Source organism: Streptomyces griseus subsp. griseus (genome assembly GCF_000720255.1).
Taxonomy (GTDB): Bacteria; Actinomycetota; Actinomycetes; order Streptomycetales; family Streptomycetaceae; genus Streptomyces; species Streptomyces griseus_I.
The window spans coordinates 571,234-596,133 of the sequence record NZ_JOJE01000001.1; the positions used below are offsets into that span (position 1 = coordinate 571,234).

The 24,900-nt window shown below is 70.8% G+C and carries 21 protein-coding genes; 10 read left to right on the plus strand and 11 right to left on the minus strand.

What is annotated here, in order from left to right; translation table 11 throughout:
- The first annotated feature begins 70 nt into the window (after positions 1 to 70).
- Positions 71 to 1,303: a hypothetical protein gene (locus IG99_RS02595; protein ID WP_158973107.1), complete on the plus strand. Its 1,233-nt coding sequence runs from the start codon at positions 71 to 73 to the stop codon at positions 1,301 to 1,303.
- Between the two features lie 111 nt (positions 1,304 to 1,414).
- Here the strand turns inward: IG99_RS02595 and glnA are convergent, their stop codons facing one another.
- Positions 1,415 to 2,776 (minus strand): type I glutamate--ammonia ligase, encoded by a 1,362-nt coding sequence (gene glnA / locus IG99_RS02600; protein ID WP_037669169.1) that lies wholly within the window; start codon positions 2,774 to 2,776, stop codon positions 1,415 to 1,417.
- A gap of 304 nt (positions 2,777 to 3,080) precedes the next feature.
- On the opposite strand from glnA, the gene IG99_RS02605 reads away from it, so the two are divergent.
- On the plus strand, positions 3,081 to 4,271 hold the full coding sequence (locus IG99_RS02605; protein ID WP_037669170.1) for a globin domain-containing protein: 1,191 nt from the start codon (positions 3,081 to 3,083) through the stop codon (positions 4,269 to 4,271).
- Between the two features lie 10 nt (positions 4,272 to 4,281).
- Here the strand turns inward: IG99_RS02605 and IG99_RS02610 are convergent, their stop codons facing one another.
- Positions 4,282 to 4,716, minus strand: coding sequence for an RrF2 family transcriptional regulator (locus tag IG99_RS02610; protein WP_037669172.1), 435 nt, complete (start codon positions 4,714 to 4,716; stop codon positions 4,282 to 4,284).
- Between the two features lie 145 nt (positions 4,717 to 4,861).
- Here IG99_RS02610 and IG99_RS02615 point away from each other — a divergent pair, with 145 nt between their 5' ends.
- The 3 genes from IG99_RS02615 (at position 4,862) to IG99_RS02625 (ending at position 8,293) form a co-directional block, all read left to right on the plus strand.
- Positions 4,862 to 5,527, plus strand: a complete 666-nt coding sequence (locus IG99_RS02615; RefSeq protein ID WP_037669173.1) for a DUF3105 domain-containing protein — start codon at positions 4,862 to 4,864, stop codon at positions 5,525 to 5,527.
- Positions 5,524 to 6,144, plus strand: coding sequence for a DUF305 domain-containing protein (locus tag IG99_RS02620; RefSeq protein WP_037669175.1), 621 nt, complete (start codon positions 5,524 to 5,526; stop codon positions 6,142 to 6,144). Before IG99_RS02615 ends, IG99_RS02620 begins: the two co-directional genes overlap by 4 nt.
- 202 nt (positions 6,145 to 6,346) lie before the next feature.
- The gene (locus tag IG99_RS02625) at positions 6,347 to 8,293 is read left to right on the plus strand and encodes a S53 family peptidase (protein WP_037669177.1); all 1,947 of its coding nucleotides are present in this window, start codon (positions 6,347 to 6,349) and stop codon (positions 8,291 to 8,293) included.
- 91 nt (positions 8,294 to 8,384) lie between these two features.
- Here IG99_RS02625 and IG99_RS49475 read toward each other — a convergent pair whose 3' ends face one another.
- A complete protein-coding gene (locus IG99_RS49475; protein ID WP_199815437.1) occupies positions 8,385 to 8,537 on the minus strand; it encodes a hypothetical protein in 153 nt (50 codons plus the stop codon).
- A 181-nt stretch (positions 8,538 to 8,718) separates the two neighbouring features.
- On the opposite strand from IG99_RS49475, the gene IG99_RS02630 reads away from it, so the two are divergent.
- A complete protein-coding gene (locus IG99_RS02630; protein ID WP_037669180.1) occupies positions 8,719 to 10,473 on the plus strand; it encodes an NAD+ synthase in 1,755 nt (584 codons plus the stop codon).
- Positions 10,474 to 10,732: 259 nt separating this feature from the next.
- Here the strand turns inward: IG99_RS02630 and IG99_RS02635 are convergent, their stop codons facing one another.
- From IG99_RS02635 to IG99_RS02650, 4 genes are all read right to left on the minus strand, one after another.
- Positions 10,733 to 11,956: an MFS transporter gene (locus tag IG99_RS02635; RefSeq protein ID WP_037669182.1), complete on the minus strand. Its 1,224-nt coding sequence runs from the start codon at positions 11,954 to 11,956 to the stop codon at positions 10,733 to 10,735.
- Between the two features lie 97 nt (positions 11,957 to 12,053).
- The gene (locus tag IG99_RS02640; RefSeq protein WP_063768284.1) at positions 12,054 to 12,968 is read right to left on the minus strand and encodes an endonuclease/exonuclease/phosphatase family protein; all 915 of its coding nucleotides are present in this window, start codon (positions 12,966 to 12,968) and stop codon (positions 12,054 to 12,056) included.
- A gap of 338 nt (positions 12,969 to 13,306) precedes the next feature.
- The gene (locus tag IG99_RS02645) at positions 13,307 to 13,930 is read right to left on the minus strand and encodes a TetR/AcrR family transcriptional regulator (RefSeq protein ID WP_063768279.1); all 624 of its coding nucleotides are present in this window, start codon (positions 13,928 to 13,930) and stop codon (positions 13,307 to 13,309) included.
- A gap of 53 nt (positions 13,931 to 13,983) precedes the next feature.
- Positions 13,984 to 15,573 (minus strand): MFS transporter, encoded by a 1,590-nt coding sequence (locus IG99_RS02650; RefSeq protein ID WP_199815438.1) that lies wholly within the window; start codon positions 15,571 to 15,573, stop codon positions 13,984 to 13,986.
- A 191-nt stretch (positions 15,574 to 15,764) separates the two neighbouring features.
- Here IG99_RS02650 and panB point away from each other — a divergent pair, with 191 nt between their 5' ends.
- A complete protein-coding gene (gene panB, locus IG99_RS02655; protein WP_037669190.1) occupies positions 15,765 to 16,631 on the plus strand; it encodes a 3-methyl-2-oxobutanoate hydroxymethyltransferase in 867 nt (288 codons plus the stop codon).
- A 114-nt stretch (positions 16,632 to 16,745) separates the two neighbouring features.
- Here panB and IG99_RS02660 read toward each other — a convergent pair whose 3' ends face one another.
- Positions 16,746 to 17,327: a DUF4232 domain-containing protein gene (locus tag IG99_RS02660; RefSeq protein ID WP_078947495.1), complete on the minus strand. Its 582-nt coding sequence runs from the start codon at positions 17,325 to 17,327 to the stop codon at positions 16,746 to 16,748.
- Between the two features lie 198 nt (positions 17,328 to 17,525).
- Between IG99_RS02660 and IG99_RS02665 the strand changes: the two genes are divergently transcribed.
- Both IG99_RS02665 and IG99_RS02670 read left to right on the plus strand, forming a co-directional pair.
- A complete protein-coding gene (locus IG99_RS02665) occupies positions 17,526 to 18,545 on the plus strand; it encodes an ATP-binding cassette domain-containing protein (protein ID WP_037669194.1) in 1,020 nt (339 codons plus the stop codon).
- Positions 18,542 to 19,366 (plus strand): ABC transporter permease, encoded by an 825-nt coding sequence (locus tag IG99_RS02670; protein WP_037669197.1) that lies wholly within the window; start codon positions 18,542 to 18,544, stop codon positions 19,364 to 19,366. The genes IG99_RS02665 and IG99_RS02670 overlap by 4 nt, the downstream gene beginning before the upstream one ends.
- 31 nt (positions 19,367 to 19,397) lie before the next feature.
- Here IG99_RS02670 and IG99_RS02675 read toward each other — a convergent pair whose 3' ends face one another.
- A complete protein-coding gene (locus tag IG99_RS02675) occupies positions 19,398 to 22,718 on the minus strand; it encodes an AfsR/SARP family transcriptional regulator (RefSeq protein ID WP_037669198.1) in 3,321 nt (1,106 codons plus the stop codon).
- Between the two features lie 203 nt (positions 22,719 to 22,921).
- On the opposite strand from IG99_RS02675, the gene IG99_RS02680 reads away from it, so the two are divergent.
- Complete coding sequence (locus IG99_RS02680; RefSeq protein WP_037669201.1) at positions 22,922 to 23,722, plus strand: site-2 protease family protein; 801 nt, start codon at positions 22,922 to 22,924, stop codon at positions 23,720 to 23,722.
- Here IG99_RS02680 and IG99_RS02685 read toward each other — a convergent pair.
- A complete protein-coding gene (locus IG99_RS02685; protein ID WP_037669204.1) occupies positions 23,712 to 23,930 on the minus strand; it encodes a hypothetical protein in 219 nt (72 codons plus the stop codon). The two genes, IG99_RS02680 and IG99_RS02685, sit on opposite strands and share 11 nt — an antisense overlap.
- A 115-nt stretch (positions 23,931 to 24,045) precedes the next feature.
- Positions 24,046 to 24,771 (minus strand): NADPH-dependent F420 reductase, encoded by a 726-nt coding sequence (gene npdG / locus IG99_RS02690; RefSeq protein ID WP_037669205.1) that lies wholly within the window; start codon positions 24,769 to 24,771, stop codon positions 24,046 to 24,048.
- Positions 24,772 to 24,900 lie beyond the last annotated feature (129 nt).

Here is a 24,900-nt window from a genome sequence, read left to right on the forward strand (position 1 = left end):
GATTTCGAACAGAAATTCAGCCATATTTTCCACTTGGCAAGAACTGACGGCACATGACTAAAATCACCGCATGGTCACCTTGGGGGACGCGGGCCGTTCAGCGACCAGCACTTATCGCGGAGTACGCGCCATCCAGCGCATGCTCCATCTGCGAGCAATCCTGACGGACATTCGCTACAAAGCCGTCGTCGAGGCAATTCATCCCCGCCAGAGAAGGGATGAACCGACACCGCCGGAAATCGCGCAATCCGCCAGAATAATCTGCGACGAACTCGATCACACGCCAGTACCCGGAGAAAGAACCCGAGGCGTCCTACGAGCCACCGCGCGTGCGACCCGCGAACACGTGGTGCAGGGCGTTCGCTTTCCGGAGTGGCGTCACGGCATGAACGCCACGTTCCTGAACCGGTGCACGCTGTGGGCGTCGAAGGCGGCAGCCGGCGAGAAGGGCGCTGAGGCCCTCGACTTGATCGGCCTGGAACGCACTCCCCAACGGGAGGCACTTTTCGGGGCCAGGTTCGCCGCCGCCGTCCAGGGACTACTACTGGAACCCCGAGGGACGTCGGAGGGCCAGGAAGCGGTACGTGTCGACCTGGCCAACGAGATCCTGCACGGCATCTCGGACGAGGCTCGCCTGGCCCGGTACCGACTCATGCAGGACGGCGTCAACGCCTTCGCTGCGGGCCTCGGCACCTTCGTGACCAGCTATCTGGGATTCCACCAACCACTTCAGGACGCTCTGGAACTGAGTGGCGCGAGCTTCGGAGTGGGCGCCAGTGTCGCTCTGGCTCGCCAACTGGGCATCCGATTCCTCGGCGAAAAACAGCTGGAGGCGCGCAGGCAGGCCAAGTACTGGCTTTTCTCGCTACAAGCGTGGATGGTCGGCTACGTCGTATGGGGGCGGGACGCGGTAGGAGCCGGTGAATACCAAGGACTCGACCAGCTCGTCTACATCGCGCGGGCGCTCAAAGAAAAACAGGCAGAAATCCCGGAGCTGCCTCGAGATCAGGATATCCAGGAAGACCTGGCACTGTTGATCGAGAACTCCGAGAGAGCGGCTGACGGGGAGTTGACCTCAGCCCTGATGCGTCTCCAAGGAGTGCTCCGCTGGCGCAGCGAGCAGCTGGGGCCCGCCATCGGCAATCTGGTGGCCCTGGTGCAGAGCATCCCCGACTCCGATGAAGACCCTCATGCGCCCGCGCTGCCGAACGGCGGTGCGGGGCCTCCCGTGCTACCTGGAGCCCGGACCGATCCGGATGCGGTCGCGGAACCCGGACCAGGCAGAGGGGGCTCCGGCTCCTGACCTCTCGGAGTCGGTCTCCCACGTCACTGCGCCCTCACGCCATGGGGCCGACGGTCCACGACCGTCGGCCCCCCGCGTCGTCTCAGCGAGAAAACTACCTCTGACCAGCGCTTACAGCACCGGCAGACTCTTCCGCAGCTCGAACGCGGTGACCTCGCTGCGGTACTCCTCCCACTCCTGCCGCTTGTTGCGCAGGAAGAAGTCGAAGACGTGCTCGCCCAGGGTCTCGGCGACCAGGTCGCTGCGTTCCATGAGGGTGAGGGCCTCGCCCAGGTTCTGGGGGAGGGGTTCGATGCCCATCGCGCGGCGTTCGGCGTCGGAGAGGGCCCAGACGTCGTCCTCGGCGCCGGGCGGGAGCTCGTAGCCCTCCTCGATGCCCTTGAGGCCGGCGGCCAGGAGGACGGCGTAGGCGAGGTAGGGGTTGGCGCCGGAGTCGAGGGAGCGGACCTCGACGCGGGCGGAGCCGGTCTTGCCCGGCTTGTACATCGGGACGCGGACCAGGGCGGAGCGGTTGTTGTGGCCCCAGCAGATGTACGAGGGGGCCTCGCCGCCGGCGCCCGCGGTGCGCTCGGCACCGCCCCAGATGCGCTTGTAGGAGTTCACCCACTGGTTGGTGACCGCGGCGATCTCGGCCGCGTGCTTCAGCAGGCCCGCGATGAAGGAGCGGCCGACCTTGGAGAGCTGGTACTCCGCACCGGACTCGTAGAACGCGTTGCGGTCGCCCTCGAAGAGCGAGAGGTGGGTGTGCATACCGCTGCCCGGGTGCTCCGAGAACGGCTTCGGCATGAAGGTCGCCTGGACCCCCTGCTCCAGCGCCACCTGCTTCATCACCAGGCGGAAGGTCATGATGTTGTCGGCCGTGGAGAGCGCGTCGGCGTAGCGCAGGTCGATCTCCTGCTGGCCCGGGGCGCCCTCGTGGTGGGAGAACTCGACCGAGATGCCCATCGACTCCAGCATGGTGATCGCCTGACGGCGGAAGTCCATGCCGATGTTCTGCGGGGTGTGGTCGAAGTAACCCGAGTTGTCGGCCGGGGTCGGGCGCGAGCCGTCGAGGGGGCGGTCCTTCAGCAGGAAGAACTCGATCTCGGGGTGGGTGTAGAAGGTGAAGCCCAGGTCGGAGGTGCGGGCCAGGGCGCGCTTGAGCACGTAGCGCGGGTCGGCGAAGGACGGGGAGCCGTCCGGCATGAGGATGTCGCAGAACATGCGGGCGGTGCCGGGGGCCTCGGCGCGCCAGGGCAGGACCTGGAACGTCGACGGGTCCGGCTTGGCGATCATGTCCGACTCGTAGACCCGGGCGAAGCCCTCGATCGCGGAGCCGTCGAACCCGATGCCCTCGTCGAAGGCCTGTTCCAGCTCGGCCGGGGCCACGGCGACGGACTTGAGGAAGCCCAGCACGTCCGTGAACCACAGCCGGACGAACCGGATGTCGCGCTCCTCCAACGTCCGGAGTACGAACTCCTGCTGCTTGTCCATCTTCCGCTTCCCCATCCTTGCTGGTCAGGCCGCCTGTCTCCGGTACCGCGGGAGGCGGTCGGGCACCCGAGCATCCCACCACAACAGCATTTCATGGACGTTGCCGACCTTGATCGTCGCGGCGACCGGGGGCCGAACGCCTCCTGTACGGCAGGTGTACAGCTCTGAGGCCCATAGTGCCTGCTGAGACCGACATCCGGTATGGCCGCCCACCCCCCGGCATTTAATTTGCATCTCAGATGCAAGAATTAGCGGGTCGCAGGACACGAGCCGCACCCGCGGCTCCCGATCCCGAGGAGACCCCATGCTGTCCGAGCAGTCCGCCGCGACCGTGCGCGCCACGCTCCCCGCCGTAGCGGCGGCCATCGGTGAGATCACCGAACGCTTCTACGCCGGACTGTTCGCCGCGCACCGCGCACTGCTCCGCGACCTGTTCAACCGGGGCAACCAGGCCGCCGGCACCCAGCGCCAGGCGCTGGCCGGCTCCATCGCCGCCTTCGCCACCCATCTGGTCGAACACCCCGACCAGCGGCCCGACGCGATGCTGGGCCGCATCGCCCACAAGCACGCCTCCCTCGGCGTCACGCCCGAGCAGTACGAGGTCGTCCACGAGCACCTCTTCGCCGCCATCGCCGACGTCCTGGGCGAGGCCGTCACGCCGGAGGTCGCGGCCGCCTGGGGCGAGGTCTACTGGCTGATGGCGAACGCGCTGATCGCCATCGAGAAGCGGCTGTACGAGGAGTCGGGCGAGCCCGGCCGGCGGGACTGGGAGGTCGTCGAGCGGATCCCGGAGACCGCCGACGTCACCACCTTCCGGCTGCGCCCGGTCGACGGCGGACCGGTGACCGGCTTCCGCGCGGGCCAGTACGTCTCCGTGGGCGTCGAGCTCCCGGACGGCGCCCATCAGATCCGCCAGTACAGCCTCACCGGGGCCCCGGAGACGACGGTGCGGCAGATCAGCGTCAAGCGGGTGCACGGCGGTACGACACCGGAGGGCGAGGTCTCGAACCACCTCCACGCACGCGTGCACGAGGGCAGCGTCCTGCGGCTGTCGGCCCCCTACGGCGACCTCGTCCTCGACGAGGCCCCCGACGGCACCACCACCCCGCTGCTGCTGGCCTCCGCCGGCATCGGCGTGACCCCCATGGTCGCGATGCTCGCCCACCTCGCGGAGAGCGGCCACCGCGCCCCGGTCACCGTCGTGCACGGCGACCGCTCCCCCGCCGACCACGCCCTGCGCACCGACCACGAGGCCTACGCGGCGAAGCTGCCGGACGCGGCCGTGCACTTCTGGTACGAGCAGGAGGCGCCCCAGGGCACCCGCACCGGCCTCGTCGATCTCGCGGACGTACCGGTCGCACCGGGCACGCGCGCGTACCTGTGCGGTCCGCTGCCGTTCATGCGCGCGGTGCGGGCCCAGCTGGTGGAGCGAGGCGTGTCCCCGGCAGACATCCACTACGAGGTGTTCGGGCCGGACCTCTGGCTGGCGCGATAACCCGACGGATCTACCGCGCCCTGGAGATCTCCAGCAGCAGCGGCCCCGTCGGCTCCGCCACGACGTCGGTCACCGTCAGTGGGTCCAGCGAGGCGAAGAACGCCTCCTGGGCCCGGCGCAGGGCGGCGCGCAGGCGGCAGGCGGAGTTCAGGGGGCAAGGCGCGGGGCCCTCGCAGTCGACGACGTCGCCGGTGCCCTCGAACGAGCGCACCACCGCCCCCACCGACGCCGTGCGGCCCTGCTCGGTGAGGGTGAGACCGCCGCCGCGCCCGCGCCGGGCGTCGACCAGGCCGAGGTGCTGGAGCTCGGCGACGACCTTGGCGAGGTGGGTGTAGGGGACCTGCATGCCGGCCGCCACCTCCCGGGTGGTGGGCGTCGTCCCGCCCGCCACGGCGAGCCGCATCAGCACGCGCAGCGCCAGGTCGGTGGATCGCAACAGCCGCATACCGGCAGCCTAGGTAATACGCATCTGAGCTTCAATATGCGCCTTTCTGCCGCCCGCCCTACTGGCAGGCCGCTCTGCCCCATTACGATCAGCGAACCCGGTCGTCCCGTCCGTCACGTCACTTTCCCCCAGAAGGACACACCCCATGGGTTCCGCGAAGAAGAGCAACAGCGCCGCGCGCAAGGCACGGATAGAGGAGATGCGGCGCGCCGAGCAGGCTCGTGAGCGCCGCAACCGGATCCTCACGATCGGCGCCAGCACGGTGGTCGTGGCCGCCCTGGTCGTCGGCGGGGTCGTGCTCGTGCGGTCGCAGTCCGACGACAGCAGCGCGGCGAGCGACGGGAAGGCGACCGCGGGCAAGTTCACCAGCGGCGCGGACGGTGTGAAGACGTGGAAGGGCACGCTGGGGCGCAACCACGTCACCAGGACCGTCAAGTACCCGACGGAGCCCCCGGTCGGCGGTGACCACAACCAGGTCTGGATGAACTGCAACGGCGACGTCTACGGCAAGGCCGTGAACAACATGAACGCCGTGCACTCGCTGGAGCACGGCGCGGTCTGGGTGACGTACAACAGCAAGGCCTCGAAGGCGGACGTCGACGCGCTGGCGGCGAAGGTGAAGAAGACGCCGTACACGCTGATGAGCCCGGACGACAAGCAGGCGGACCCGATCATGCTGACGGCGTGGGGGAACCAGCGCACGGTGACCGGCGCGAAGGACCCGAACGTGGACAAGTTCTTCGAGAAGTTCGTGCAGGGCAAGCAGACCCCGGAGCCGGGCGCCGCCTGCACGAACGGTCTGTCGCAGTGAGGTTCGCCGGGGTCGCCGTCGCCGTGGCGGGCGTGCTCGTCGCGGCCGGCGCCATCACGTACTCCGTCGCCGAGGACGGCGGCTCGGACGCGACGACGCCGTCCGCCGACTCGGCGGACGCCGGGTTCGCTCGGGACATGGCGGTGCACCACCAGCAGGCCGTCGAGATGTCGTACATCGTGCGCGACCGCACCACCGACGAGGAGGTGCGGCGGCTCGCCTACGACATCGCGCAGACGCAGGCCAACCAGCGCGGCATGCTGCTGGGCTGGCTGGATCTGTGGGGGCTGCCGAAGGTGTCGTCGAAGGCTCCGATGACCTGGATGGGCATGGGCGACATGGCCTCCGGCAAGGACGGCGCGCTGATGCCGGGCATGGCGACCAACTCCGAGCTGAAGAAGCTGGGCACCCTCAAGGGCAAGCAGGCGGAGGTGCTTTACCTGCAGCTCATGACGGACCACCACAAGGGCGGCATCCACATGGCCGAGGGCTGTGTCGCCAAGTGCACGGTCGGGGTGGAGAAGCGGCTCGCGCAGGGCATGGTCGAGGCACAGCAGTCGGAGATCGACCTGATGGCGGGCATGCTCAAGGAGCGGGGGGCGAAGCCGCGCGCATAGGTCCCGCGCCGGGGCCCCGCCCAGGATCCCCACCTGGTCCCGCCCCTACACCCGGCGTAAGCCTCAAATCGCCCTGGCTTGAGGTTACTTGGGCTCTTCTTGGTTCTTCTTGGTCTGCGCATTCCCCTGGCATGAACAGTTCATCGCAAGAGTGGCGACCGTCGAGTGATCCACTCGCGAACTGAACCGCACAGGGGGTTCCATGAGATCCAACCGCGCCAAGGTGCGCGCCGGAGTGAGCCTGGCAGCGACACTGCCGATGCTCGCGGGCGCGCTGGCGCTAGGCATACCCGCGGCGCACGCCGCGGACAGCCCGGCCCGTGACACGCTGGCCGGGACCAAGCCCGCGTGGGCCACGGCCAAGGCGGACAAGGGCGCGACGTCCGACAGCGCCCAGGTCTCCGCGCGTGTGTACCTCGCCGGACGGGACGCGGCCGGGCTCGCCGCCTACGCCGAGGCGGTCGCCGACCCGTCCTCGCCCCGGTACGGCAAGTACCTGAGCGCCAAGCAGGCGCAGGCCCGCTTCGGCGCGACCAAGGCCCAGGTGGCCGCGGTCAAGGCGTGGCTGACGGCGGCCGGACTGAAGGTCACGGGCACCACGCTGCACTACATCACCGTCAGCGGTGACGTGGCCGCCGCCGAGAAGGCGTTCGGCACCCAGCTGCACAACTTCGCCAAGGGCTCGAAGACCTACCGCGCCCCGTCGAAGGCGGCATCCGCGCCGGAGAGCCTGAACGGCGCCGTCCTGACCGTGACCGGCCTGGACAACGCCCCGCACAAGGCGAGCCACGACGACCAACTGCCCGGTCCGACCGCCGCGTTCAGGAACGCCGGGCCGTTCTCGTCGTACTACGGCTCGAACGTCGCGACCACGCTGCCGGACGCGTACGGCACAAAGATCCCGTACGCGGTCAAGGGCTACACGGGCAAGCAGCTGCGGTCCGCGTACGGCGCCGGCACGTACACGGGCAAGGGGGTGCGGGTCGCCATCACCGACGCGTTCGCCTCGCCGACCATCGCCTTCGACGCGGCCACCTACGCGAAGAAGCACGGCGACGCGGCCTACACCACCGGCCAGCTGCGCCAGGTCCTGCCCAAGAACTACACGCACACGAAGGCCGACGAGTGCGACGCCTCCGGCTGGTACGGCGAGGAGACCCTCGACGTCGAGGCCGTGCACGCGGTCGCGCCCGCCGCGCAGATCACCTACGTCGGCGCCGCGTCCTGCATGGACGACGACCTGCTCGACTCGCTCGGCAAGATCGTCGACGGGCACCTGGCGGACATCGTCTCCAACTCCTGGGGCGACATCGAGGCCAACCAGACACCTGACCTCGCGGCCGCCTACGACCAGGTCTTCCAGTTCGGCGCGGTCGAGGGCATCGGCTTCTACTTCTCCTCCGGCGACAACGGTGACGAGGTCGCCAACACCGGTACGAAGCAGGTCGACACCCCGGCCAACTCGGCGTGGGTGACGGCGGTCGGCGGCACCTCGCTGGCGGTCGGCAAGGGCGACAAGTACCTCTGGGAGACCGGCTGGGGCACCGAGAAGGCCTCGCTGTCGGCCGACGGCAAGAGCTGGACGGGCTTCCCCGGCGCGTTCACCTCGGGCGCGGGCGGCGGCACCAGCAAGACGGTGGCCGAGCCGGCGTACCAGAAGGGCGTCGTGCCGAAGTCGCTCGCCCAGGCCAACAACGCGGCCGGCAACCGTGTCGTCCCGGACATCGCGGCGATCGCCGACCCGAACACCGGCTTCCTGGTCGGCCAGACGCAGACCTTCCCCGACGGCTCGGAGAAGTACAGCGAGTACCGCATCGGCGGCACCTCGCTGGCCTCCCCGGTCATCGCGGCCGTGCAGGCCCTCGCCCAGCAGGCGCGCGGCGGCAAGGCGATCGGTTTCGCCAACCCGTCGATCTACGCCAAGTACGGCACGAAGGTCTACCACGACGTCACGGACGCCCCGACCGGCTCGGGCCTCGCGGTGGCCCGTGTCGACTACGCCAACAGCGTCGACGCCTCCGACGGCCTGCTCACCTCGGTGCGCAGCCTCGGCAAGGACAGCTCGCTGAAGGCGGTCAAGGGCTACGACGACGTCACCGGCGTGGGCACGCCCACGAACGGCTACGTGGAGTCGTACCGGAACCGCTGACACCTGCTCGGCGGTCCGGCCCCAGGTGCCCGCTCCTCCCCCGAGGGGCGGGCACCACCCCGTGCCGCCGCGCGCCGTGCCGACGGGGTGGTCAGGACGCCGGCGGGCTGTCCGGCTCTCCGTCCTCCACGCGATAGGTCCTGGTCCAGGCGAACCCGCAGTGACAGCGGGAGCGCTCGACCAGCTCCCCGCTCTCCGATACGCCCAGAAACTCGCTGAATCGGACGTGCACGTGCTCACCCATGGCGCGTCGCTTTCCTTGTCCGGATGTGCGCCCCATAGTCACCGCCGACCGCCCTTCCTGGCAGTGCCCCAGGTCACATCTCTCGGCGGTGACCTCCCCCGACCGCCCAGCGCGGTCACGTGGGCTGGACCACACCCACATCGCGTCGCTTTGACGATTACTGGTGTCTAGACTGGGGCCCGTGCCTCAACTTCGCCTCGCTCTGAACCAGATCGACTCGCGGGTCGGCGACCTCGCCGGGAACACCGAGTCGGTCCTCCGCTGGACCCGGCACTCCGCCGAGCAGGGAGCGCATCTCGTGGCGTTCCCCGAGATGGTGCTGACCGGTTATCCCGTCGAGGACCTGGCCCTGCGCTCCTCCTTCGTCGAGGCCTCCCGCGCGGCCCTGCGCGCCCTCGCCACCCGGCTCGCCGAGGAGGGCTTCGGCGAGCTCCCGGTGGTCGTCGGCTACCTCGACCGCTCCGACACCGCCCAGCCGAGGTTCGGCCAGCCGGCCGGCGCGCCGCGGAACGCGGGCGCGGTGCTGCACCGCGGCGCGGTGGTCCTCTCCTACGCCAAGCACCACCTGCCGAACTACGGCGTCTTCGACGAGTTCCGCTACTTCGTGCCCGGTGACACCATGCCGGTGCTGCGCGTGCACGGCGTCGACGTGGCCCTCGCCATCTGCGAGGACCTCTGGCAGGACGGCGGCCGCGTCCCGGCCGCGCGCTCCGCCGGGGCCGGTCTGCTGCTGTCGATCAACGCCTCCCCCTACGAGCGCGACAAGGACGACACCCGCCTGGAGCTGGTGCGCAAGCGCGCCCAGGAGGCGGGCTGCACCACCGCCTACCTCGCCATGATGGGCGGCCAGGACGAGCTGGTCTTCGACGGCGACTCCATCGTGGTCGACCGGCACGGCGAAGTCGTCTCGCGGGCGCCCCAGTTCAGCGAGGGCTGCGTGGTCCTGGACCTGGACCTGCCGGCGGCTTCCGCCGACCCGCGCGAGGGCGTGGTGGACGACGGCCTGCGCATCGACCGCGTGGTCCTGTCCGAGGAGCCGCTGCCCGCGTACGAGCCGGAGCACACCGGTGGCTACGCGGACCGGCTGGAGGACGACGAGGAGGTGTACTCGGCGCTGGTCGTGGGCCTGCGGGCGTACGTCGCCAAGAACGGCTTCTCGTCGGTCCTGATCGGTCTGTCGGGCGGCATCGACTCGGCGCTCGTCGCGGCGATCGCGTGCGACGCGGTGGGCTCGCAGAACGTGTACGGCGTGTCCATGCCGTCGAAGTACTCGTCGGAGCACTCGAAGGGCGACGCGGCGGAGCTGGCGCGCAGGACCGGCCTGAACTTCCGTACGGTCGCGATCGAGCCGATGTTCGACGCGTACATGGGCTCGCTGGGTCTGACGGGCCTGGCGGAGGAGAACCTCCAGTCCCGTCTGCGCGGCACGATGCTGATGGCGATCTCCAACCAGGAGGGCCACATCGTGCTGGCCCCCGGCAACAAGTCGGAGCTCGCGGTGGGCTACTCGACGCTGTACGGCGACTCGGTGGGCGCGTACGGGCCCATCAAGGACGTGTACAAGTCGTCGGTCTTCCGGCTGGCCCAGTGGCGCAATCGCGCGGCGGCCGAGCGGGGCCAGACCCCGCCCATCCCCGAGAACTCGATCACCAAGCCGCCGAGCGCGGAGCTGCGTCCCGGCCAGGTCGACACGGACTCCCTGCCGGACTACCCGGTCCTCGACGCGATCCTCGAGCTGTACGTCGACCGCGACCAGGGCGCCGACGCGATCGTCGCGGCCGGCTTCGACCCCGCCCTGGTCGCCAAGACGCTCCGCATGGTCGACACCGCGGAGTACAAGCGCCGCCAGTACCCGCCGGGCACGAAGATCTCCCCCAAGGGCTTCGGCAAGGACCGCAGGCTGCCGATCACCAACGGGTGGCGGGAGTCGGTGTAGCCGACGGGAGCCGGCCGAAAGTCGTTGCCGGCGCCCACCCTGGTCACGGTCGTGGAGCGAGGGGGCATCGAAGCTCCAGTTCTCCGGGCTGAAGCCGCGTACGGCAGTTCCTCATGACCGACCCGGGCGGCAACTGTGTCGAGTTGCGTGGCCAGGTTGCCACGCGGGGTGCGCGGGGTGGAAACACCCCGCGCACCCCGCCCGTTGCCTCAGCGGAGGAGAGCCGCGCCCGGAGCGGTTCCGGGGAGCTGCCCCATCCTCAGTGGTGGAGGACCTCCGCCTCCTGCGGTACGTGCGTCGCGACGACACGCTCGCGGCTGCCACCGGCAGGCACCCTGCGGCGGTCCACCGCGGACGCCGCGCCGGCGACCGCCAGGCCCAGGACCGCGAGGACAGCGCCCGCGAGTGCCGGGGACGTCACGCCGAAGCCGGCGGAGAGGGCCAGGCCGCCGATCCAGGCGCCGCCGGCGTTGGCCAGGTTGAAGGCGGCCTGGTTGGCGGAGGACGCCAGGGACGGGGCCGCCGACGCCTTCTCCATGACCATCAGCTGGAGCGGGGAGCCGGTGGCGAAGGCGGCCGTGCCGAGCAGGACCACCGCGACGGCCGCGCTCCACGTCGTGGCCATGAGCAGCGGGAACAGCGCCAGGACCGCGACCAGCGACACCAGGCCGCCGAACAGCGTGCCCCGCAGGGAGTGGTCCGCGAGCCGCCCGCCCAGCAGGTTGCCGGCGGTCGCGCCGACGCCGAACAGCGCGAGGAGCAGCGTCACGCTGGAGCCGGCGAACCCGGCGGATTCCGTCAGCATCGGCGTGATGTAGCTGTAGGCGGCGAAGAGCGCGCCGAAACCGGCGACCGTGGTGCCGAGCGCCAGCCACACCGGCAGGGACCGCAGCGCGGCCAGTTCGCCGCGCAGCCCGGCGGCGGACGCGGCGTGGGTGTGGTCGTGCGGGATCAGCATCGCGAGCGCGGCGATGGCGGCCAGGCCGATCGCGCTGACGCCGAGGAACGTCGCCCTCCAGCCGAGGTGCTGCCCCATGAGGGTGGCGACGGGGACGCCCGCGACATTGGCGACGGTGAGTCCCAGGAACATCAGCGAGACGGAGCGGGCCTTGCGCTCGGGCGCCACCATCGTCGTCGCGACGACCGCGCCGACGCCGAAGAAGGCGCCGTGCGGCAGACCGCTCAGGAAACGGGCCGCCAGCAGCCAGCCGTTGTCGGGGGCGAACGCGGACAGCGCGTTGCCGGCCACGAAGAGGCCCATCAGCCCCATCAGGACCGTGCGTCGGGGCATCCGCGCGGTCACCGCCGCCAGCAGCGGAGCACCGACGACGACACCGAGCGCGTACGCCGAGACCAGGTGACCGGCGGTGGGGATCGAGATGTTCAGGTCGTTCGCGACTTCGGGCAGCAGCCCCATCATCACGAACTCGGTGGTGCCTATTCCGAAAGCACCCACGGCCAGAGCGAGCAGGGCCAGGGGCATGGAGAAGCCTGTGCCTTTCAAACGAGAGCGGGTTCCGTACAGCGTATGTTCAATTACGGAACAAACTCACTCCGGCCCGCTATTCCGGCAGGCGGCGTCAGGACGATGTGTCGACCTTCACACGCGCCGCGATCGGAAGATGGTCGCTCCCCGTCTCCGGCAGCGTCCACGACGTCTCCGGCTCCATGTCCCTGACGAGGATCTGGTCGATCCGCGCCATCGGGAACGACGCCGGCCAGCTGAAGCCGAACCCGCTGCCCGCCGCGCCCTGCGTGGAGCGCATCTGGGACGTGACGGCGTTGAGCGCGCGGTCGTTCATCGTGCCGTTGAGGTCGCCGAGCAGGACGGCCTTCTTCAGCGGCTCGTCGGCGATGGCCTCACCCAGCGCGTCGGCACTCTTGTCGCGCTGGCGGGCGGTGAACCCGGCCTCCATCTTCACGCGGACCGACGGCAGATGGGCGACGTACACCGCGACCTGCCCGGCCGGCGCGGTCACCGTGGCCCGCATGGCGCGCGTCCAGCCCAGCTTGATGTCGACCGGCCTGATGTCGGTCAGCGGGTACTTGCTCCACAGGCCGACGGTGCCCTGCACCGAGTGGTACTTGTACGTCGACGCCAGCGCCTTCTCGTACACCGGGACCGCCGACGTCGTCAGCTCCTCCAGGGCCAGTACGTCGGCGCCGGACGCGGCGACGTCCCGGGCGGTGCCGGACGGGTCGGCGTTGTCGGCGTTGACGTTGTGCGTGGCCACCGTGAGGTCTCCGCCGCCGGCCGTCTTGTCGGTGAGCAGCCCGCCGAAGAGGTTCAGCCACACGGCCACCGGCAGCACCGTCGCGAGCAGCGCGGTCGCGGACCTGCGGACCAGCGCGAGCAGCAGCAGCACCGGGACGAACAGCCCGAGCCAGGGCAGGAACGTCTCGATGAGACTGCCGAGGTTGCCGAAGCGGTTGGGGATGCGCGAGTGCAGCAGCATCACCAGGGCGAGCAGCACCGCGAGCGCGGCGACGACCATCCCCCGGCGCCAGACGCGCCGGTCACCCCGCCAGCCGGCGAACAGACGGTGAGTCAGGCGCCGGAGCCGGGGTCCGTGGCGCTCGTCACCCGAGCCACCGCTGTCCGTCTCCGTCACGTACGCCTGCTGCGCCATACCGTCGCCTCACTGCCTGCCTGCACACCGTCTCCCCCCGTGCCTCTACGACCCTAGGGGATGATCGGCTCCGTCCCCGCCGTCCCATGACGGCCGTACGGAAGTCCAAGACGAACGAGCCGGTGTTCGGGGTTCCGAACATGCCGGGCGAGGCGCCGTCTGTGACGAAACACGCACACTGCGAGGGGCGGCCGCGGCCGTGGTCAGCGGGAACTGACGGGACGTAGCCCTTCGAGGAGCGTGTCGACGATCTGCTCCGGCAGTCCCTCCAGCAGGTCGGCCTCGGGGCGCAGGACGGTCCGCAGGAGCATCGGCCCGACAAAGATGTCGTTCAGCAGTTCGACGTCGACATCCGCGCGGAGTTCGCCGTTGCGCTGCCCTCGGCGCAGGACCTCGATCTGCATCCTGCGCCGCCGCTCGACGACGGTCGCGTGGTAGGCCGCCCAGATCTTCGGGCTGCTCTTCATCTGGGCGTACACACTGTGCAGCAGCGCCGAGGAGCGGGTCATCAGTCCACGCCGGCGCAGCTGCTCCAGGATCGCGACGAGGTCGTCGCGCAGGGAGGTGCCGGGCAGTTCGGGGTCGGGGGGCTCGGCCATGCGCACGACGTCGACGAAGAGTTCCTCCTTGCCGCTCCAACGGCGGTAGATGGTGGCCTTGCCGACCCCGGCGGTGCGGGCGATGCGCTCGATGGAGAGATCGGCGAGTGGAACGCCTTCCTCCAGCAGCTTCATGACGCCCTCGACTATGGACCGTTCGACGGCCTCACTGCGGGGTCGGCCGCGCCCCGCGGTGGCAGGAGAGGCTTGGCTGCCGGCAAGGCTCACTTCGGTCCGTCCCTTCGGTCGACAGGCCACATTGTCCTATGCGGCCGGCCCGGCTATTCCGGTGTGGCCACCAAGCGGGGCTCGTCCCTGCCCTGCTGAGGCTCCGTCGGCCTGCCCGGCAGGAACAGCGCGACCACCACCGCTCCGACGACCGCCACCGCGACCCCGCCCAGCGCGGTGACGTGCATCGCGTGCAGGAAGGCGTCGTTGGCGGGGTCGACCAGGGCTTGGCCCCGCGGTCCCAGCTTCTCGGCGACACCGAGCGTGGCCTCGATGGACTCGCCGGCCGTCTCCCTGAGGCCCGGCGGCAGCGCCCCGAGCTTGTCCTCGATGCCCGAGCGGTACGCCGTGGACAGCACCGAGCCGAGGACGGCGATGCCGAGGGCGCCGCCGACCTGGCGGAAGGTGTTGCTGAGCGCGGAGGCGGAGCCGGCCTTCTCACGGGGCAGCGCCTGCATGATGACGACGCTGGTCGGGGTCATGATGTGGGCCATCCCGGCGCCCATGAGGAAGAAGACGACCTCCAGGATCCAGATGGGGGTGTCCGCCTCGAACGTGGCGAACGCGCCGAGCGTCGCGGCGATCAGGAGCAGCCCGCCGGTGGTGGTGGCCTTGTTGCCGAAGCGGTCCACGACGAGCCGGGCGCGCGGCGCGAAGATCATCTGGGCTGCGGCCAGGGGCAGCATCAGCAGACCGGACTGGAGCGCCGAGTAGCCGCGCACGCTCTGGGTGTAGAAGACGGAGAAGAAGGTCACGCCCATCAGCGCGAAGAAGACCAGGGCGATGGCGGCCATCGCGGCGGAGAAGACCTTGTTCTTGAAGTACGTGACGTCGAGGGACGGATGGTCGCTGCGCTTCTCGAACACGATGAAGGCGGCGAGGACGACCAGACCGGCGACGATCGTCGACAGCACGGTGGCGTCCGTGAAGTCGGCCAGCTCACCGCCCTTGATGATGCCGTAGACCAGCAGGACCAGGCCGACCACGGACAGGACGACGCCCACGGGGTCGACGCGGCCGGGCCTGGGGTCGCGGGAATCGGGCACCAGCCACACCATCAGCGCGATGGCGAGGATCACGATCGGCACGTTGATGAGGAAGACGGAGCCCCACCAGAAGTGGTCGAGGAGGAGGCCGCCGGTGATCGGTCCGATCGCGATGGCGAGGCCGACACCGCCCGCCCAGATGCCGATGGCCTTGGGCTGCTCCTCGCGCTCGAAGACGTTCATCAGCACGGCGAGGGTCGCGGGCATGACGAACGCGGCGCCGAGGGCCATCAGCGCGCGGAAGGCGATGAGCTGCGCGGGTGAGCCGGACTCGGCCGCCAGCGCGGAGCCGACGCCGAACACGGCGAGGCCGCCGAGCAGCACCTTCTTGCGGCCGACGCGGTCACCGAGGAGGCCGGCGGTGAACAGCAGTCCGGCGAAGACCAGGGTGTAGGAATTGATCGCCCACTCCAGCTCGCTCTGGGTCGCGCCCAGACCGGTCGGGGCGGGGGTGGAGATCGTCTTGATGGCGACGTTCAGGATCGAGTTGTCCAGCACCACGATCAGCAGGCTCAGCATCAGCACGCCGAGAATCGCCCAGCGGCGCCGGTGCACGGCCTCCGGTATCCGAGGAGCGGGGGCGGCAGGAGTAGTCATGCGGTTCACCCTAGGCGATTTCCGATACGAGACCGTCTCGTATCGGAATCCTTTACCGAGGCCTTACGTGAGCCACCTCGAAGGGCGGAACTCACAAGGGGTGCCCTAGCCGTCCGTGGCACGAGGTGCCACCATGGAGGTGGTCCGGGGACGCCGTCAGGGCGCCTCGAGATGACGAAGGAGCCGTTGCCATGACGCAGCTTTCGGCTGCCCAGCACAAGCCCTCCGACGGCAGCAAGGCGCTGTACGGGGGCAAGGGCACCCGTCGCATCACCGTCCGCGACATCACCGCCGCCAAGGAGCGCGGCGAGAAGTGGCCCATGCTCACCGCCTACGACGCGATGACCGCGTCCGTCTTCGACGAGGCCGGCATCCCGGTCATGCTCGTCGGCGACTCGGCGGGCAACTGTCACCTGGGGTACGAGTCCACCGTGCCCGTCACGCTCGACGAGATGACCATGCTGTCCGCCGCGGTCGTACGGGGCACCAGCCGTGCCCTGATCGTCGGCGACCTGCCCTTCGGCTCGTACCAGGAGGGCCCGGTGCAGGCGCTGCGCTCGGCGACGCGCCTGGTGAAGGAGGCGGGCGTCGGCGCGGTCAAGCTGGAGGGCGGCGAGCGCTCGCACCGGCAGATCGAGCTCCTGGTGGAGTCCGGCATCCCGGTCATGGCGCACATCGGCCTCACCCCGCAGTCCGTCAACGCGATGGGCTACCGCGTCCAGGGCCGCGGCGAGGAGGCGGCCCAGCAGCTGCTGCGCGACGCCAAGGCCGTGCAGGACGCCGGCGCGTTCGCGGTGGTCCTGGAGCTGGTCCCGGCCGAGCTCGCGGCCGAGGTGACCCGCGTACTGCACATCCCGACCGTCGGCATCGGCGCGGGCGCCGAGACCGACGCGCAGGTCCTGGTGTGGACCGACATGCTCGGTCTGACCGGGGGCCGGGTGCCGAAGTTCGTCAAGAAGTACGCCGACCTGCGCGAGGTCATGGGCAACGCGGCCAAGGCCTTCGCGGAGGACGTCGTCGGCGGAACGTTCCCGCTGGAGGAGCACTCCGTCCACTGAGCCACCGCCCGCACCGAGGCAGCCCCGCCGATTTCCCCCGTCGGCGGGGCTGTCGTCTTGTGTGCCGGGCGCCCTCCGACCGGACCCGGGCGGCCGGCCGGAGGGCGGTACAGGTCAGTTGCCGCCGGCGGCCTTGAACATGTACTGCTCGGCCTTGGTCTTGCTGGCGTTCCAGTACGAGACCACCGGGTTGTCGTCGATGTTCACGAACCCGCCGGGCATCGGAACCTCGATGGGCAGGCTGTCCGGGTCCTCGTTGGGCACGCGGCCCTGGAGGCTGACGGACATCGACTTCACCGCGTCGGTCGGTGCGTCGACCCGGAAGAGGAGCATGCCGGCGTACGCCTTCTTCCCCGGGGCGATCGTCACGTCCTTCATCGCGGACTCCAGCGGGCCGGCCCAGCCGTCGCGGTCGGGGAAGATGATGAGCGGATAGCGGAAGAGCGTGCACGCCCTGTTGCCGGTGTTGGTGGCCGTCAGGAGCATGTGCTGGGCCGAGTCGTGCGGGTAGAGCGTCGTGGTGAGCTTGGTGTTCGCCTCAGTGCAGGCGACGGTGGGCGTTTTGACGGTGTGCGTACCGCCGTTCGGGCTGAAGGCCGTGGTCGACAGGACGGCGGCGACGACGGCGGCCCCGGATGTGTACGTCTTCCATTTGTTGCGGGCAGTGCCCATGGTGATCCCCCAAAGTGCGTCCATCTGAGTCAGCTGGTCGGGCCGACAACCCAAGTGATGTGCGGGAAGGGAGACTTGGCTCCCTCCCCGGGAGACCGTTACAAAGCGCGGACAGAGCTGGGATCAGCGGTTCGCTCGGTTGTCGGTGGGCTGTCGGTCGGAGTGGGCGCCTGTAGGTGATCTGTAGGCCGTCTGTCGGTGGCGGCTGACACCGTCCTTCTCATGACGCGAATCGACAACGAACTCCGCGGAGTGGCCGTCACCGTGCGGGGGCTGGTCAAGCACTACGGCGAGACCAAGGCACTGGACGGCGTGGATCTGGACGTACGGGAGGGCACCGTGATGGGGGTGCTCGGCCCCAACGGGGCCGGCAAGACCACCCTCGTCCGCATCCTCTCCACCCTCCTCTCCCCAAACGCCGGACAGGCGACCGTCGCCGGCTACGACGTCGTACGGCAGCCCCGGCAGCTGCGCAGGGTGATCGGGCTGACCGGGCAGTACGCCTCGGTGGACGAGAAGCTCCCGGGCTGGGAAAACCTCTACATGATCGGCCGGCTGCTCGACCTGTCCCGCAGGGACGCCCGGGCCCGCGCCGACGAGCTGCTGGAGCGGTTCTCGCTGACGGAGGCCGCGAAGCGGCCGGCGGCGACCTACTCCGGCGGTATGCGGCGGCGGCTGGACCTCGCGGCCTCCATGATCGGCCGGCCGGCCGTGCTCTTCCTGGACGAGCCCACCACCGGCCTCGACCCGCGCACCCGCAACGAGGTGTGGGACGAGGTGAAGGCCATGGTCGGGGACGGTGTGACCGTCCTGCTGACCACCCAGTACATGGAGGAGGCCGAGCAGCTCGCCTCCGAGCTGACCGTCGTCGACCGCGGCCGGGTCGTGGCGACCGGCGCCATCCACGAGCTGAAGGCGAAGGTCGGCGGACGCAGCCTGCGCATCCGCCCGTCCGACCCGCTGCGGCTGCGCCCGCTGGCCCGCGCGCTGGACGACCTCGGCATCACCGGGCTCGCCACGACCACGGTGGACACCGCCTCCGGGACCCTCCTGGTCCCCGTCCTCAGTGACGACCAGCTCACCGCCGTGGTCGGCGCGGTCACCGCGCACGGCACCACCATCGCCTCCATCACCACCGAACTGCCCAGCCTGGACGAGGTGTTCCTGTCCCTCACCGGCCACCGCGCCAGTGCCCCGCAGGACACCGCCCCCGCCGAGACCCGCGAGGAGGTCGCCGTATGAGCGCCGCCACTCTCACCGCCCCCGATCTCAAGATGGACGACGCCCGGATCCCGCTCCGCTCCCACCTGCGGCACACCGGCGCACTCGTTCGCCGCAACCTGCTGTGGATCCGGCAGGACCCGGAGTCGATGTTCGACGCGGTCTTCATGCCGATCATCTTCACGCTGCTGTTCGTGTACGTCTTCGGCGGCTCGATCGGGCAGTCCCTCGGCGGCGGTCAGGACGCGTACGTGCAGTACATGGTGCCCGGCATGCTGGCCATGATGGGCATGAACATCTCCCAGGGCGTCGGCACCGGCTTCAACGAGGACTTCCAGAAGGGGGTCATGGACCGCTTCCGGTCGCTGCCGATCGGCCGCGGCTCCGTGCTGGTCGCCAAGATCGTGGTGGAGCTGATGCGGATGCTCGTCGCGACGACGATCGTGGTGATCGTCGGCGTCCTGGTCGGCTTCGACATCACGAACTGGGGCGGTCTGCTCGGCGCCGTGGGACTGTCCGTGGTGTTCGGCTCGGCGCTGATGTGGGTGTTCCTCACGCTCGGCGTGACGATGAAGAACGCGCAGTCCGTGCAGGCGATGGGCTTCCTGGTGCTGATGCCGCTCCAGTTCGGCTCGTCCATCTTCGCGCCGACCGGCTCGATGCCCGGCTGGCTGCAGCACTTCACCGACTACAACCCGCTGTCCTCGCTGGCCGACGCGGCCCGCGGCCTGATGGTGGGCGGCCCGGTCGCGCACGACCTGTGGGTGACGCTGGGCTGGTCGGCGCTGCTCACGCTGGTGATGGCGCCGATCTCGATCCACAAATTCCGGACGAAGAACTGACCGGCGGGCGCGGATGCTCCCCGCCCGCCGGTCACACCAGGGCGGCGGCCTCCTGGAAGGAGAGGCCGCCGCCCTCGGCGTACGCGGCCTCGTACGCCGCGTCGCCGAGCATCGTCCGGGCCCGCCGCACGGCCCGCTCGTGCGTCTCGCGTTCCAGGCGTGAGCGGACGTGCCCGGGCGGCAGCAGCGCCTCGGCGGCGCCGAGGCAGCGGGCGGCGTCGGCGGCACGGCTGCCGCCGTCGGCGTCGGCCAGGGCGATCGCCGCGATGATCAGGTACGCGGCGGGCATGTGCGGGGCGACGGCCTGGGCGAGCGCGTCGTCGGCCTTCTCCAGAGCCCGCCGGGTGAAGCGCAGGCACTCCTCGTACCGCCCGTCGACCGCCTCCAGCCAGGCCTCCGCGCCCAGGATGAGGGCGTCGAAGATGATGAACTGGGCGATGCCGAACTCCTCGCGCAGCAGCCGCAGATGCTCACGCGCTTCGACCGTGCGGCCGGTCATGCAGAGCCACCCGACCAGGAAGAGCCGGGCGGCGGGCATGGCCTCGTTGACGGTGTGCCGTTTCTCGGCGATCACCTCGCGCAGGAGGCGCTCGCCGCGCTCGGTCCGGCCGGCCTCCAGCAGCGCGCCGCCGAGACGGGCCCTGAGCACCGCCACCTGGGCGCGGGCGCCGAGCCGTTCGGCCTGTTCCACGGCCGCCTCGTAATCGGCGGCGGCCGCCAGGTACGCGCCCCGGCGCTCTTGCGCCTCGCCGCGCGCGGAGAGGGACTCGGCCACACCCCAGGCGTCTCCCAGACGGCGGAAGATCTCCAGCGACTCGTCGGCGTCACGGGCCGCGTCGCCGGCCCAGTCGGTGCGGTTGGCCATGATGTTGGCACGCATCTGCAGGGCCCCGCCGAGTTCCCACTCGAACCCGGGCGTCTCACGGCAGGTGCGGATGTTGGCGTCGATGATCGCGCGCAGCCGCTCGATGTCGCCGGTGAGCAGCGCGGCGAAGAACCACAGCATGCCCGGGGTGCGGCAGGTCTGCGGGAACCCGGGTTCGTAGACCTCGCGGATGGCCTGCAACTTGGCCTGCGCCTCAGGGGTCTGCCAGGCGTCCAGCTCGGTGTCCATGCAGGCGAGATGGGCGAGGTGGACCCCGCGTCGGGCCTCCTGGAGCAGCTCGCCCCGCAACGGGGGCGGCACGTCGGTGCAGCGCTCCCAGACGGGTGCGGCACGGCGCACCGGGACCCCGAACGGATCGGGGCCGAGCGCCATCACCTCACAGCACCAGGTGCGGGCCTCGATGCGCAGATCGCGCATCTGCCAGTACCAGACCAGGGAGAGGACGAGGCAGAGGCCCTCCTGCTCGTCGCGCGCGGCGACGGCGTGGCGCAGGGCCGTGCGCACGTTCTCGTACTCGAGCTCCAGACGGGCGATGGCAGTCCGCTGGCGCGGTCCGCGCAGCAACGGGTCGGTCGTGCGGGCGAGTTCGCGGTAGTACGTCAGATGCGCGCGCTCGGCCGGGGTCCGCTGCCCGGCCTCGTCGAGCCGCTCGCCGGCGTACTCGGCGACGGTTTCGAGGAGCCGGTAGCGCATGGTGCCGTCGGCCGCCGGCGCGGCCACGACGAGGGACTTGTCGACGAGCGAGCCCAGCGCGTCGAGCGCGACCGGCCCGCACACCGCCTCCGCGGCGGCGAGGTCGCAGCCGCCCGCGAACACCGACAGGCGCCGCAGTACGTCCCGTTCGTCCTCGTCGAGCAGGTCCCACGACCAGTCGACGACCGCGCGCAGGGTCTGCTGGCGGGGCAGTACCGTGCGGCTGCCGGAGGTGAGGAGCCGGAAGCGGTCGTCGAGCCGGTCCGCTATCTGACGTGGCGTGAGCATCCGGAGCCGGGCGGCCGCGAGCTCGATGCCGAGGGGCAGCCCGTCGAGGCGCCGGCAGATCTCCGCACACGCCTCGGGGTCGTCCGCGACACGGAAGCCGGGCTGTGCGGAGGCCCCGCGCTCGGCGAGCAGCCGCAGGGCGATCGGCTCGGGCAGCGGCTCCACGGGTCTGAGCAACTCCCCTGGTACGCCCAGGGGTTCACGGCTGGTGGCCAGCACCGTCAGTTCCGGGCACCGGGCCAGCAGCTCCTCCACGAGGCGTGCGGCCGCGTCGACGACATGCTCGCAGTTGTCGAGGACGAGGATCATGCGGCGCCTGGCGCAGTGCTCGACGAGGCGTTCCACGGGGTCGTCGTAGCGGTCGGGTGCGGCGGCCCGCATGCCCTCGGCGCCCGCGCCGTGCAGCACCGTCTCGCGGGCGCCGATCGCGGTGAGTACGGCCTCCGGCACGGCGGCCGGGTCCTCGACGGGCGCGAGCTCGGCCAGCCACACCCCGTCCCGTGCCGCGTCCCGCACGGTCTCGGCCGCCTCCTGCGACAACCGCGTCTTCCCGGCCCCACCGGGCCCGAGCAGCGTGACGAGCCGGGTGGCGGTGATGTCACCCCGGATCGCCTCGATGTCGGCCTCCCGCCCGACGAAGGAGGTGAGACGGGCACGGAGGTTGCCCGGGGGCGCGGGTGGGGGCTGGGTGAGATGGAGGTCGGGGGCGGTGGCCCGGGCTGCGGGAGACGCGCCGGGAGACTCCGGGACGTGCTCCGCAGGGCTCAGCAACTCGCCGTGCAGGGCTCGCAGTTCCGGGCCGGGGTCGGAGCCGAGGCGGTCCGCGAGGAGCCGGCGTACGTGCTCGTAGGCGGCCAGGGCCTCCGCCGTGCGGCCCGCGGCGCGCAGGGAGCGCAGGCGGAGGGCCTGGAGGGGCTCGTCGAGGGGGTGGGCGTCGCAGAGGGCCGTGAGTTCGGGGAGGGACTGTTCCGCCTGGCCGAGCGCGAGCGCGGCGGTGTGGCGGGCGCGGAGCGCGTCGAGGCGCCGGGCCTCCCAGCGGGCCGCCTCCGCCGTACGGTCGGGCAGGTCGGCGAGGGCCGGCCCCTGCCACAGGCCGAGCGCGTCGTCGAGGATGACGGCGGCCTTCCCGGGGTCGCCGTCGGCCAGCGCACGGCTGCCGTCGGTGGCCAGCCGGTCGAAACGGTGCAGGTCGACGTCGTCCGGCGGGGCGGCCAGCCGGTACCCGCCGTCCACCGACGCCACCGCGTCCGCGCCGAGCGCCCGCCGCAGCCGTCCCACCAGCGCCTGCAGCGCACTCGGCGCGTCGGCGGGCGGGGCGCCGTCCCAGACCTCCTCCACCAGGAGCCCCGCGGGAACGGTCCGCCCGGCCCGCAGTGCCAGCACGGTCAGCAGGGCACGCAGCCGCGCCCCGCCGACCGCCACGGAGGTGCCGTCGGTACGGAGTGCCTGGGTGGTGCCGAGGATGCGATAGCGCACGGGGTCCATTGTCTCCGGTGAGGTCGGGGCGGGTCACGGGGTTCCGGCGGCGCGGCGCCCTGGCGGTGTGCCGGGGCGACGCGCCGGGCGGCCGGCGACCCGGAACCCTGGCCCACCTTCCCCGGAACCCCTGGCCCACCGCGAGACGTTTTCCCCCTGCGCCCGGTACGGTCGGGCAGTCCCACCGCGTGTCCGAGAGCTCAGGGAGCCCCATGACCACCGCCCTCACCCGCCGCAGCGACCGGCGGATCAGTCCCGTCTTCCTCGGGATCCTGGCCGTCACCGCGGTCACGGGCTGGGCCACCTGGACCGGGTTCGCCGAGCAGCCCGGGGTCGCGGTGTTCCTGTTCGTGACGTCGGCGTGGATCGTCTCGCTCTGCCTCCACGAGTACGCGCACGCCCGCACCGCCCTGCACAGCGGTGACATCTCGGTCGGCGCCAAGGGCTACCTCACGCTGAACCCCCTGAAGTACACCCACGCCCTGCTCAGCATCGTGCTCCCCGTGATCTTCGTCATCATGGGCGGGATCGGCCTGCCCGGCGGTGCCGTCTTCATCGAGCGCGGCCGGATCCGGGGCCGCTGGCGGCACAGCCTCATCTCGGCGGCCGGCCCGCTGACGAACGTGCTGTTCGCCGTCGTGTGCACCGCCCCGTTCTGGCTGGACGCGCTGGACGGCGTCCCGACGGACTTCCGCTACGCCCTCGGCTTCCTGGCGCTGCTGCAGGTCACCGCGGCGCTCCTGAACTTCCTGCCGGTGCCGGGCCTGGACGGCTACGGCGTGATCGAGCCCTGGCTGTCGTACAACATCAGGCGTCAGGTGGAGCCGTTCGCTCCGTTCGGCCTGCTGTTCGTGTTCGCGCTGCTGTGGGTGCCGTCGATCAACGCCGTGTTCTTCGACGTGATCGACTCGATCCTGAAGAGCCTCGGAATCAGCGACTTCGACACGTACTGCGGTCAGGAACTGTTCCGGTTCTGGCAGGGAACGAACGAATACTGCTCGGTCAGCCCGTGACGGGCCCGTCCCGCCGGGCGTCCTTGCCGCGCTTGACGTAGTACCAGCACATGTTGGACGACACCCCCGCCAGCAGCACCCACACGACGCCCAGCCAGTTGCCCTGGACGAAGGACACGACAGCCGCGGCGACGGCGAGGGCGCAGACGACGAAGGCGTAGACGGCGAGTCGCCGGGCCGGGCTGCTGGGTGGGAGCGAGAGGGGCATGGGGCTTGGGCTCCTGTCGGGGACATGGCGGCGGGACACGGGGGGCAGGACGCGGGGGACACTGCTGATGCCACCAGTGTCCCCCACCGACTGACAGGCCCGCTCACAGGCCCGCTCACACGTCGGTGACGCGCAGCCCCGCGTGCGCCTTGTAGCGCCGGTTCACGGAGATCAGGTTCGCGACCAGCGACTCCACCTGGTGGGCGTTGCGCAGCCGCCCCGCGAAGACGCCGCGCATGCCGGGGATACGGCCGGCCAGGGCCTGCACGATCTCCACGTCGGCGCGCTCCTCGCCCAGCACCATCACGTCGGTGTCGATCTCCTCGATCTCCGGGTCCTGGAGCAGCACTGCCGACAGGTGGTGGAAGGCGGCGGCCACCCGGGAGTCGGGCAGCAGGGCGGCGGCCTGCTCGGCGGCGCTGCCCTCCTCCGGCTTCAGCGCGTAGGCGCCCTTCTTGTCGAAGCCGAGCGGGTTGACGCAGTCGACGACGAGCTTGCCCGTGAGCTCCTCGCGCAGGGACTCCAGGGTCTTGCCGTGGCCGTCCCAGGGCACGGCGACGATCACGATGTCGCTGCGGCGGGCGGTCTCGGCGTTGTCGGCGCCCTCGACGCCGTGCCCGAGCTCCTCGGCGGCGGCCCGGGCGCGGTCGGCGGCCCGCGAACCGATGATCACCTTCTGTCCGGCCCTGGCCAGCCGGTAGGCGAGGCCTTTGCCCTGCGGCCCGGTCCCGCCGAGCACGCCGACGACCAGCCCGGAGACGTCGGGGAGGTCCCAGGGGTCCTTCGCGGGGGCCTTCGCCGGGGTGCCGGTGGGCTGCTGTGCACTGTCGGTAGAGGTCATGGCCCGACTTTACGTGCGGACCCGCGCGGCCCTCCGCTCAGGTGAGATCTGGAGCAAGGGCCGCCCCCTCCCCACTGTGGGCGAATTCACGGTGAACGCGAGGTGGACGCGGGCCGGCTGCGGCAGTAT